The following is a 12,513-nucleotide window of genomic DNA, read 5'->3' as shown; positions in this document are numbered from 1 at the left end:
CTATATTATTAAAATCGCCTGATTTTCAATTAAATATATCTAAATAATTTTCCTGATCACATTTAAACCTGATTCTATGTTCCAATCATATTCATAATATATGTTTCTCTCAGAAAATTCAACAACCGGTAGTTTCATTTTAAAAGTCCATGCGGGTGCCGGGCTCTGGTGCTCCAATCTCGTATCCCTGTTCACGGATCATCTGCAGGTCAGTTTCAAATGTGATTCCGGTCGTTGTCAGAAAGTCACCGCTGATCACGGCATTTGCCCCGGCACGAAGAGCTGCCTTGCCATTATCCGGCAAATAGGCTCTGCCTGCCGCCAGACGGATAAAGGTATCCGGAAGGATAAAACGAAAAACAGCCACCGTCCGGAGAAACTCCTCCTGCTTCATCGGCTCCTGATGTTCAAAATACGTTCCCGGAATCGGATTCAGCATATTGATCGGAACCGAGTCCACATCCAGCTCTCTTAACGAAAATGCCAGATCGATCCGATCCAAAAGTGTCTCTCCCAGTCCGATCAGTCCACCACTGCACACTTTCATACCAGCCGCCTTGGCTGCACGGATACTCTTTCTCTTATCATCTGATGTATGCGTCGTGCACAAGGTCTTAAAGAACGCATCCGATGCTTCCATGTTATTATGAACCATTGTCATACCAGCTTCATGAAGCTTTATGAAATCCTCCTCATCCAGCATACCAAGAGATGCGCAGACATGGATATCTGCTGTCTTCCTGATATCCTCCACATTCTGAACTGCCAGTGCTACCTCCCGTTTCGACAGCCGCCGTCCAACAGATACAAGCCCGTACCGGTAAGAACCACGGCTCTTATCCTGAACCGCTATATCGGTCAGGATCTGCTCACCCAGTACACATTCCGCCGGGACCTTCTCCTTTGCTCTGGTTGACTGTGCGCAGTACAGACAGTCCTCACCGCACTGTCCAACCTTAACAGCCGCCACAGAACAGACATCGCAGACATTTCCACAGAAATGCAGTCGGATCCGGTCTGCCGCTTCAGAAAGTTCTGACAGATCTGCATCGATAAGCCGCTCTGCTTCCTCCCTGCTGATACGATATCCATCCATTATCTTATGTTCCAATCTCTGAAGTTCATCCTTTGTCATAATTCATCATTGTCCTTTATTAAGAAATATTGCCCTTTTCTATAAAACACATAGCGTGTTCGTTTTTCATCCAATTCCTTATTAATATACCATCTAAATAACATCTTGTGAACTACCCAATGTTCCGCATTGCCACGCCCGGCTTGTCCTCGCACCTGCCCACTACCGGCTGTATATTACCCCGCTTCATGTCTGCCCCTCCCGGCTGGATTCTTTGCATATAAACATAAAGCAATATTTTCGTTATGAACTTGTACCTTGCCAGCGAATGCGGGTGCATGTTTGAGCCGAAGGCGAGTTTGCGCAGGAGCATGAGCAAATAAGACAGGTACAATTCATAGAAAATATGCGAGTTTATATGCAAAGAATCCAGCCGGAAGGGGCAGACATGAAGCGGGGCAATACACAACCGGGAGGAGCCGGGCGAAACCTTAAATCTCTTTTTTTCGGCATTATTCTCTTTCAAGTTTTTGTAAAATATAGTAGAATTACAAGGTATGGGGTCATTGGAAGGCGAACCCCTTTGGAGGTTATATCTATGATTAATATACTAGTAGTTGAAGACGAAAAACCTATTGCAAACCTGATCAAAATGAGTCTGACAAAGGCAGGCTATTCCTGTACCTGTATTTATGACGGACTTGCTGCCGCAGACATACTGGAAGAAACCCCTTTTGATCTGGTTCTGCTCGACATCATGCTTCCGGGTGCATCCGGCTATGATGTTCTTGAATATATCAAACCATTAAAAATACCGGTTATCTTTATTACAGCAAAAAACTCCCTGAACGACCGTGTCATGGGTCTGAAGATGGGAGCCGAGGATTATATTGTAAAACCATTTGAGATTGTTGAGCTTCTTGCAAGGATTGAAGTTGTTCTCCGGAGATATAATAAGCTGAATACAACGATCACCGTCCGCGATCTTGTTATTGATACAGTTGCGATGAGCGTCACAAAAAATGGAAAAGAGATTCCACTGACGAACAAAGAATATGAGCTGTTATTGTTATTTGCACAAAATCCGGGAGTTGCGCTCTATCGTGAAACGATATATGAGCGTATCTGGGGTGGTGACTATCCTTGTGACAGCCGGACGGTTGCTCTTCATGTCCAACGTATGCGAAAAAAACTCGGACTGGAAGACTGCTTAAAGACCATCAACAAGATCGGATACCGTCTGGAGATTTAAAAAGGAGTTTCTATGAAATTTAAGCATAAACTTGTATTATGTATGGTTGCACTTCTGGGACTGTCCTTCGGTCTCGGAGGAACCATGCTGATCCACCGATCATTCAAAACCTCGTTATCTTCCACCATCGACAGTGACCTGCAAAATTATGAGAGTATTCAGAGTACTCTGCTGATTGCTGTTGATACAAATTCTGTATCATCTTATATCGACATGTCTAATATCATTAACCAGCTTTCAGCTCAGGGAAACTCCAACCGTAAGAATATCATTCTTCGAAATTCGGATATGGAAGTCGTAAGCATCATGAATTCATCCTTTACATATAAAGAAATGAAACCATCGGATGAAAATACCTGTAATTCGATCATTTGGAGAGAAAATAATAACTACTATCTGCAATTATGCAGTTCCATGGATATCAATACAGAAAATCTGGACATCTCACAGATGGACATTGTCTATGACATCACTTCCGTGTATGCTGCTCGTGCGCAGGAACAGAATACATTCCGTCTGCTGTTGATCGCGATCTTCGTTGTCGGAAGTATCACATCCATGATCGCAGCCAGCCTGCTTACAAAGCCGTTGGAAAAATTATCATCACTTGCGCAGCATATCTCCCACGGTGATTACTCTGCCCGTCTGCACATCCACTCCGGCGATGAGATCGAGGCACTCGCAAATGATTTCAACAACATGGCAGATACTATCGAAGATAACATCTCAGAACTTCATTTCTCTATGGAAAAACAGGAACAGTTTATGGGAAGCTTCGCACATGAATTAAAGACCCCAATGACTTCGATCATCGGTTATGCCGATCTTCTGCGAAGCCAGAATATGAGTGAAGACGAAACAAATGAAGCAGCCAACTATATCTTCTCAGAAGGAAAACGTCTGGAGAGCTTATCTTTAAAATTACTGGATCTTCTGGTTGTAAAAAATCAGGAAACCATATTAACACCGACCGATCCTTCCCTCGCGATCCAGAATGTGATCAATGTTATGAAGCCGGAGCTGGCAAAGGAACATATCACATTAAAGTCAAGCTGCCGAAAGGGCTGCTGTATGATGGACATCGACCTCTTTCAATCTCTGATCATCAATATCATTGATAACGCCAGAAAAGCGATCGACGACAATGGTCTTATCCATGTAGCCGGAACTGTAAGGGATGATAATTATGTAATCATTATCAAAGATAACGGACGGGGAATGCCACCGGAAGAAATCACACGAATCAGTGAAGCTTTCTACCGAATCGACAAATCCAGATCCCGTGCGCAGGGCGGAGCCGGACTCGGACTTGCTATTTGCAGCAAGATTGCAGAGATCCATCAGGCTAAGATCAAATACAAGAGTGCCGTCGGACGCGGTACGGTTGTCACTATTACATTACCAAATATAAAGGAGGCGGCACATCATGAGTAACGAAGAAAATAAAGAATCTGTCATTGCTTCCTATGAACTGACCGCTGCCCATAAGGAAGACGATGATATCTCTGAATCAGAAGTAAATGATATGATAAATGAGAGTGAAGAAGGTACTGTTCCCTCTGTCGAACATACCGGAAAAGCACGCGGTATTCTTCATTTCCTATACAAGAATCTTCTCTGGTTTATAATATGCATTGCAATTTTTGTGATCTGTATCATTGCCTCGAATCTGTATTTTCGTATTCAGGACAGGAAAACATTGAATTCCGTATCCAGCCATGAGATCAGTCCGAACAATCTCGATGTAACAAATAAACTGACACTGCTTGAGAAGATCAACATCATAAACGGAGAATGTTATTACACCGATCTAAACTTTGATTATACGGACAAACATTCCTACAGTGAGATCCATGATGTAACCGTAAATGAACTGACATCGTATTTCTCTGATTATTTCTCCTGTGATTTCACTGTAAATGGTATCTATGAGATGTATATATCCAAATATCTTGCAACGTCAGACGAAAATTCTTACCGCAGTTTTACGATATGGGTGGTTAATATCTACTATTTTGGATTTGAAATGAATTGTTTTCTGGATTATGACACGAACAAACTGATTACATTTACAATGAATCTGGACCCTAATTCTAACACTTTCTATAATAAAGAAAGTCTGGTAGAACTGGAATATTACAATGATTATATACTTCCACTGTATAACTTTTTAGGAAGCCATGTCGGTAATTCAACTACGTTCAGTGACACTTGTTTTGACACTCTATACGATATATTAGTCTCTTATTATGAGCTCAGCTTTGAGAAAGGATCCGGAAACGGTGCAGGTATGACTCCAACAGAGATACCGGATTCTGATCTGCAGTTATTTGAAAAGCTGACAGGAACACCTCTGACCGCTCATACCTATTATACTTACACTACTGAGATTAGTATGGAATTAGAAGCCGATACAACAGAAGAATACAACTTTTATATGAAAAACGGATTGTTCTTCTACCAGATGAATCGATATTTTTATAATTAACAGATGCTTAATACTTCTTTAGAAGAAATATGCAGAATAGATGCATTTTTTTGCAAATTATGATGCATCCATCCTTTATAGTAACATCATCAAGACAAGGGATGGTGCTTATGAAGTATTCAAGCAGAGAACAGAACAGGATTGAGCGCAGCACATTTTTTAAGACAGAGAGGTCTTTTACACGCTGCAATTATCTCAAAGTTAAGTTTGGTATCTTTGCCACATGTTGTTTTATTTTGTTTGTTGCCATTTTGCTCAAAGGTACCATCCTGTGATTTCTTGAGCCCCCTCATATTTCAGACTAGCTCCAGATGCGTTTCCCGGCATCTGGAGTTTTTCATTGTTTCTTATCATCTGTCTGCTCTTTTAATCTGCCCTGACGTTCCAGCTTATACTGTGTCTGCCGCCTTTTCGCAGCAATCCGTTTCTGCAGCTTTGCTGCCTCCCGTTCCGCCGAACGATCCGGCAGTATTCCACACGCTTCCAGTGCCCTTGGCCAGGGGCCAAAATAGGATTTGACCGCAGCAACCTCTTCCACCGTGAAGTCTGATTTTTTCGGATACCGTTCCAGTTGTTTATATGCATCACGCAGCATTTCCATACAGTTTTCTTTTGTCAGATCGTTTTCTGCCATAATCAGCTTTCCTCTTTCCTGTATTTCCCTACAGCTATATGCTGTATCTGTCTTCATAGATTATCTTCTATACCATACAATGTTTCCCGGTATATTGCAAATACCGGCTGCCATCCGTTCGTTTCACAACGCTTCCGGATAGCAGCCGGTATTCCTTTTACTGACAGATCAATGTTTGTCCGTAATACATATCACCTTACGGCTTCATGTATCTTTTTTATTATTTTGTCTTTACAGATGTCTTACCACTGTAAACACTGTAGAACTTCTTTCCATTGATCTTCTTATATGCTCTTACCTTGACATAATATTTCTTACCCTTTTTCAGGTTCTTGATCACAGCACTTGACTTCTTGCTGCTTACATATGTACTCTTTGCATTCTTGAATGCTTTATTTGTTGCATATGTGATCTGGTAACCACTTGCACCTGATACCTTCTTGTAAGAAACCTTGATTGCCTTGGTCTTATATGCAGCAGCCTTCTTTACAGTCGGTGTTGCAGGTACAACAATCAAGGTGATCGTTCCTGTACTCTTCTTGTAATTTGCTGTTGCTGCGGCTGTTACTTTGATCTGTACCTTACCTGGCTTCTTTGCGGTAACAAAGCCGGTCTTCTTATTTACAGTTGCGATCTTCTTATTAGAAGATGTATAAGTAACCTTGCCCTTTGCAGAAGCCTTCATCTTCACATACTTACTGTATGCATATACTGTCTGCTTCTGGATCGTCTGTGATGCTTTCTTGATCACAAATGTGCTTTCTACTTTACCGGCATAGTTGCCCTTACCGGTAATAACTACCTTTGCGATTCCTGCATTCTTGTTATTTGAATATGCTACAGAATAATCATCGGTTGATAATGCCTTGCCGGATACTGTAACCTTTACAGCCGGTTTCTGTGCCTTACCTGTATATGTAACACTTGGAACTGTTACAACAGTGTTTTTGGCAGTCAGTGTAACCTTCTGATCCGGAGTCTCTGTAGTTGGCTCTTCTGTACTTGGTTTCTCTGTTGTCGGTTCTTCTGTAGTTGAATCAGAAGAATCTTCTGTTGTCTTATCAGGATCTTCTGTATCCGCCTTTTTCTTAACAGTCAGACGAACTACTGTTTCTGCAGCTTCGTAATTTGCTGTTCCGGCAGTCTTGATCGTAATATCTGTAAATCCTGCTGCCTTTACTGTTACAAGACCTGTATCATCGATCTCTGCAACTGCAGGTGCCGATGAAACGAATGTCAATGTACCATGACCATCGGCTGCAAGAACAAACGGATCTGTACCTTCTGTTACCTTTATGCTCTTAGATGCAACCTGGATTTCCTGTTTTGCCTTCACAATTTCAAATGTAACTGTCTGTGAACCTGCATATCTTCCATCGATTCCACGAATCGTTGCTGTAGCCTTTCCGACAGATACACGCTGTCCTGAAACCGTATAATCAACATCCTTTACAAGCTGATATGTGCCATCTGTGATTGTAAGTTCCGGTACGATCACCTTTCCGGTATATTCTACAGAAGCAACCGGAGCAATTGTTGCCTTGCTCAGATCTCCCATAACTGTAACCTTAAAGGAAGCTGTAGCTGCCAGATAATTGTCACTCTCCGGTGCTGTAATTGTAATAACTGCTGTTCCGACACCATTGATCTGAAGCTTGCCATCTTCTGTTACTGATATAACATCTTCTTTATCAGATGATAATACAGGAGTTGTCTTTGCTTCTGCTGCAACTTCGATATCTGTCTGCTGTCCGTATACGACCTTCCGGTCTTCCGGTACATTTGTGATCTGCTGTTCTGCTTTCTTAATCTCGAAGGTTGTCTGAACCTGTCCGGAGAATTCGCCCTTACCTGTTACCGTACAAGTAGCTATTCCGGCATTCTGCGCATTTTCAAATACGACATCATAGTTTTCTTCTGTTATCAGATTACCGTTTACATATACCTTTACTTCCGGTTTTAATTCTTCTCCGGTATAAACTGCATCTGCAACTACTACCTTTGTATTTGCATCTGTCAATGCCTTTTCTGTCTCTGCTGTCGCAGTGATCTTGTACCATGCAGTTCTTCCTGCTCCGGATGTTACATGACACAGCACTCCATCTGTCAGATCCATAACATCGGAAAGTCCATCAACTGTTACATAATGTGAATCTGCCTCTGTCTTGTAGCTGACTGGCAGAGCTGTAAGGTCTGTGTCCTTGAATAAATCTACGTTTACAATAAATGGATCATTCTCTGTACCGGTTCCGGCAAGTTCTTCTCCATTCATCCTATAAGTAATAATCTGATTCCACTGAGCATCGTATGTAGATGATACCTCAAAGTTCATCTGACTACTTCCAATTATAAGCTCTTTCAATGTTGGAAGACCTGAATATGCAGATGCAACATCGCCACCTGTAAGCTGATAGTGGAATTCTAATACATCTCCATCCTGGATCGTTGTAGCTGATAAGCCCATATTGGAAAAATCATCTTTGTTGTATGAGAACATCCATCCTGACATCGTATATTCAGCCTGAACTGTCAGTCCATTGATGGATTCCATATATGGTCCATATCCTGTATCTGCCAGAACATATGGAATGTTGTTCTCCTTTAACACCTTCTCAACAGCATCCACCGCAGTCGCTGCATCAACTTCTACATCATCAAGGATCACACCATTTTCAGATGCACCCTTAATTCCCGCTGCTGTTGCTGTATAGTCATATACACCGACTTTAACATGCTTCTGATCAGCAACCGCTGCCTGTAACTCTTTATAAAGATCTACAAATGTCTGATCTTCTGCTGATAACGGAACATTTGCAAGCACATTGATAACTGGAGCTATACGATCCAGCGTATCCTTATCAGCTTTCTTTGAAACTGTTTCTGCTGTCAGCTTCTTTACTGCTGCTATATCAGCAGGAGATACATATACTGCCTGATCCTCTGTAAATGTGCTGCTTGCTTCATCTGCACATGAATAAACCGAATCAGATAATGTCATATATGCTGACTGTCCTGTAAATATTGTCTGTTCCTTTGTCTGGCTGGTGCTCAGAATTTCTCCGCCACTATAACAACCTGACATCTCTACACCTGCGTTGTTTGCTGCCTTGCCTTTAAAGCATCCGGCAATTCCACCTACATTTGTCTGACCTGATACTGAACCGGCATTATAGCAGTCAATGATCTTACCGGCAGGTGCTTTTGAACTGGCTTCATTATGAATACCAAGAATACCACCTACGTTATTCTTTGCTATAACCGTTCCATAATTTGAGGAATTCTTGATTGTAACATTTCTATTTGTCATTGCACCAAGAATACCACCTGCGCAACTGCCATTTTTAGCAGTGATCGTGCCGTAATAGCTACAGTTGTCAATCACATTTGTACTGGTATCTGAATTTGCTCCGCAATATCCAACGATACCACCTGCATAAACATAATTTGAAGTTCCTGTAAATGTGATATTAACCTTTGAAACACAATTTGAGATCAATACATTTTTTCCTGCATTTTCCTTAAGCATACCTGCAATTCCGCCGGCATGTGTTGCTGTGCTTGCAGAAATATTTCCTTCTACTGTCAGATTCTTGATCTGACCTGTTACTGATCCGAATAAACCTGCATCCTGAACATTGTCCACATACAGATTCTTGACTGTATGCCCCTGTCCATCAAATGTTCCTGCATAACCATAACTTGAACTATTCGGTTTGACAGGGATCCACTTATATCCTGCAAGATCGATATCTGCAGTCAGAACCGCATTGATCGTGTATTTTGTCTTTACTTCATTTGCGAACCAGTAAAGTTCTGCTCCGGTTCCAATCTGGTATACACCATCTGACTGTTTCGGTTCAGTCATAGTCTGTCCATCCCACGCCTGAGCATCGGCAGGTGTCAGACGGATCGTCTTTGTAATACTGTCTGTATCCTCCGGAATCTCAATCGTTCCTGTCTTATATATATAACCTGATGCACAAATGACATATGAATATGTTTTTCCTACAAATCCCTTGAAAACTCCATCCGTTACTTTTGTTTCTTTCTTATCTTCATCTAAGATCTGAATTGTATAATCTGTAACCGGTTTTTTCGTCTGACTGTCTGTTATATTCAATGTTACCGGTACGAAATCAGAAGCTACAAGCTTGAATTCTACATCCGGAAGATTACACATATAAGCGGTATGACGGCTGGCTGCCATCTGTACCGGTACACCTGTGTCATGGCGAACTGCCCGATGAGAACCGTATGGTGAACCATAAGCACTCCATCCACCTATTCCGTTTTTCAGACATCCTGTCAGACGGAATGTATCACCTGCAAAATAAGTCGGGATCGTAACCGTAATCGTCTGTGAAGCCGGTGTTGATGCAAACATATACTGGTTTAGTTTTCCAACATATTCTGTTCCTGTTGTGTCAAAAAAGCAGATTGCTGCATCCATATTATACACACCTGCTAATTTACTGGCAGGATTGTATAAGCCATTATAAGAACGCTTACCGTCTTCACTTCTTTCTCCATAGCTGATCTCAATGGAATCACCCGCTGTCAATTCATCTGCGGTTATTTCATTTCCATCTGCATCTTTATATTTGTATGATACTGCAACTTCTTTTGCACGTATCACCTGATAAGTACTGACACCATTCTTTGTAACTTTAACAATATTTGGTCCTTCTGTAAGCCCTGCGACTGTATAACTGCCATCTGAATTTCTTGTGATGTTCTTTGCAGAAAATCCGCCGTATGTCAGCTTATTGTCTATGATCTCCGGACGAAGGACAGATACGGATACTCCACTCTCCGGTGTAAATGTATACTCAGCTCCGTCTGTTCCTGCCTCATAATAAAGAACATCCAACTGTGCATCCAGTCTGTCGCCAGTTACTTTTTCCTCTTTTTTATTTTTACCTTCATTTATGGTCATGTTGGTCTGAATAGCTGTGCCATCCTTATCAACAGTAACCACTACAACACCGGTGTTTTCAGGCCATATTGCACTAAACTTGGTATACTTCGTATATCCCTGCATATTAATCTGTGCATCGTAGGTCACAAGCAGAATTGCTGTTCCTTCGGATTTCGCCTGAATCTCCGCTATTTCTGAATGTGCTCCCGGTGTAACTGTGATCACATCATTTGATGGATTTCCATTCTCATCAATAACCGTGTAATGATAATCCGGTTCTGCACTCTTAGCATTCGAAGTACCTTCGATCGCCTGCCAATTACGGAAACATTCCAGACTGTATGTCTCACCCTTCTTCATAGAAAGGTATCCATGTTCATCTGATGTAAGATAAATATCTGCTACATCATACTTATTCTGAGACATATCATGATATATAGTATCCGGATTAAAAGAGTCATCCCCGATATACATATCCGCCTTACTAACCATATAATCTGCATCTTTATTGGTAGAGAACCAATCCCAGTAGGTAACACCACCGGCACCTGTCACACGATAGTAATATGTAATACCAGCTCCGACCGTAAATTCATATGTCTCATATCCCGGCTCTTTGGCTTCTATCTTTGTTCCCGGTTCATCTTTATAAATATAATATGTAGACAATGTTCCCAGTCTAAGCTCTGCTCCTTCCGGGAATGTCACACTTACTTTTCTGGCTTCCGGTGCACTGATCGAATACCCATATGAACTGTTTGCTGTAAGTGTTTTTGAAACTGTCTTTTCTATATAATTCTGTGCATGGTCTCCCTCAGGTGTTACAGTTACAGATACCATATCCGCATAATAAAAAGGCACTGCATACTGAGCTGCTTTCTGACTTGTTTCCGCCTGCATCAAACCAAGTGTAGCATGACGATCAACATTATCTGGAGATACTACCTTTACATTAAAAGTAAAATCTTCTCCTTCTTGCCAAAATTTTCCACTGCTGGCATCCTTATTTGTACATGCAATACCTGACAGACTATATACTGCATATGACTGCTCTGCTTCATCGGTTACGATCAGATCAATTGAACCCATATCAACTTTATTAATACCACTCATTTTATATGTTGATAAGCGATAAGTACCTTCTGCAAGCTTCACTGTGTATACATAATTACTATCCGGATCTCCAGCCGCCACTGTATTTCCATCTGCATCTGTAAGTGTCATATATGGAACACTGCTGTTCATCTTGATCGATACCTGTTTTTCTCCTAATGCTTTGATCTTCTTTACAGCAGCTGCCACATCATCTGCTGATGCATCCAGATCTGCCATAACTGCCTGAAGTTCCGCATTTAATGAGGCATCCTTTGCGATCTCTTCTTCATTCTCTGCATAAAGTGTATATAACTCTGTCTTGTCTTGGGTTACATAATATGCTTCATAGCCTTCAAATCCACATCCAATATCTGCTCCATAACCGGCAAGTGTAAACTGCCAACGGAGAACATTGGTATTTGCTCCGGTTCCCTGATCTACAAGATATGCGCCTGCGCTTGTATTGCAAGGCACATTATCAACTGTGATCATCCAGCCGGACCATGATGTGTAATCATGTTCTGCAAGGTCTGTACCTGTCTTCTCCTCCAGTTCCAGATCATTTCCATTGTTACGTGTCTTATATGCATCCAAGAGTGCTGTTGGAACTTTTACAGTTCCTTTATCAATGCCTTTGATATTTGCCAGATAAAAGTTGCTGTCATTATAGGCACTTGATCCTGCAGGCTCTGTCTGAAGTCCTGCTTTCTTGAAAAATGCATAAGTTGCCTGTGAAACGGTCAATTTAGACAGATCAATGTCTATCCCTTCCTGTTTCCAGACATTTCCAATCTCTTCATAAGACATACGAGTCGGTGTGATATAAAATCCCTGTCCGATCGTAAAGCCCTCAAGAGACAGCACAACATATTTTGTGCTATAATCGGTCGTACTTTCATCTTCTTCCGCTGCCGCAACATTCTGAATACCATAACCTGCATTTACTGCAAATGGCACGAATAAAACTGCGCACGCAAATAAAAACGAAAGCACCAGTGTCCTGATTCGTTTCATTCGTTTCGATTCCTTTCTTCTATTGTATATTTTTTAT

The 12,513-nt window shown here is 41.6% G+C and carries 6 protein-coding genes; 3 read left to right on the top strand and 3 right to left on the bottom strand.

Going from position 1 to position 12,513, the window contains the following annotated elements; translation table 11 throughout:
* Nucleotides 1–139 precede the first annotated feature (139 nt).
* A complete protein-coding gene (bioB, locus tag DWY07_RS06865) occupies nt 140–1,135 on the bottom strand; it encodes a biotin synthase BioB (RefSeq protein WP_117822535.1) in 996 nt (331 codons plus the stop codon).
* Between the two features lie 538 nt (nt 1,136–1,673).
* On the opposite strand from bioB, the gene DWY07_RS06860 reads away from it, so the two are divergent.
* From DWY07_RS06860 to DWY07_RS06850, 3 genes are read left to right on the top strand one after another with little or no spacing between them, the layout of a single operon-like run.
* Entirely contained in the window at nt 1,674–2,327 is a 654-nt protein-coding gene (locus DWY07_RS06860) for a response regulator transcription factor (protein ID WP_117784708.1), read from the top strand.
* Between the two features lie 12 nt (nt 2,328–2,339).
* The gene (locus DWY07_RS06855; protein ID WP_117808582.1) at nt 2,340–3,761 is read left to right on the top strand and encodes a HAMP domain-containing sensor histidine kinase; all 1,422 of its coding nucleotides are present in this window, start codon (nt 2,340–2,342) and stop codon (nt 3,759–3,761) included.
* Nucleotides 3,754–4,815, top strand: a complete 1,062-nt coding sequence (locus DWY07_RS06850) for a hypothetical protein (RefSeq protein WP_021944213.1) — start codon at nt 3,754–3,756, stop codon at nt 4,813–4,815. The genes DWY07_RS06855 and DWY07_RS06850 overlap by 8 nt, the downstream gene beginning before the upstream one ends.
* A 337-nt stretch (nt 4,816–5,152) precedes the next feature.
* Here the strand turns inward: DWY07_RS06850 and DWY07_RS06845 are convergent, their stop codons facing one another.
* On the bottom strand, nt 5,153–5,506 hold the full coding sequence (locus tag DWY07_RS06845) for a hypothetical protein (RefSeq protein ID WP_117822534.1): 354 nt from the start codon (nt 5,504–5,506) through the stop codon (nt 5,153–5,155).
* Nucleotides 5,507–5,669: 163 nt separating this feature from the next.
* Complete coding sequence (locus tag DWY07_RS06840) at nt 5,670–12,476, bottom strand: DUF4430 domain-containing protein (RefSeq protein WP_181983892.1); 6,807 nt, start codon at nt 12,474–12,476, stop codon at nt 5,670–5,672.
* Between the last annotated feature and the right edge of the window lie 37 nt (nt 12,477–12,513).

It is taken from the genome of Clostridium sp. AF23-6LB (genome assembly GCF_003461085.1).
In the GTDB taxonomy this organism is placed as follows: domain Bacteria; phylum Bacillota; class Clostridia; order Lachnospirales; family Lachnospiraceae; genus Coprococcus; species Coprococcus ammoniilyticus.
Note: the sequence above shows the minus strand (reverse complement) of the source record. Positions and strands in the feature narration are given on the sequence as shown.

Coding starts and splice junctions, on each gene's coding strand:
- DWY07_RS06845 (WP_117822534.1), bottom strand. CDS start 5,506: ATGAAGACAGATACAGCATATAGCTGTAGGGAAATACAGGAAAGAGGA.
- DWY07_RS06840 (WP_181983892.1), bottom strand. CDS start 12,476: ATGAAACGAATCAGGACACTGGTGCTTTCGTTTTTATTTGCGTGCGCA.
- bioB (WP_117822535.1), bottom strand. CDS start 1,135: ATGACAAAGGATGAACTTCAGAGATTGGAACATAAGATAATGGATGGA.
- DWY07_RS06855 (WP_117808582.1), top strand. CDS start 2,340: ATGAAATTTAAGCATAAACTTGTATTATGTATGGTTGCACTTCTGGGA.
- DWY07_RS06850 (WP_021944213.1), top strand. CDS start 3,754: ATGAGTAACGAAGAAAATAAAGAATCTGTCATTGCTTCCTATGAACTG.
- DWY07_RS06860 (WP_117784708.1), top strand. CDS start 1,674: ATGATTAATATACTAGTAGTTGAAGACGAAAAACCTATTGCAAACCTG.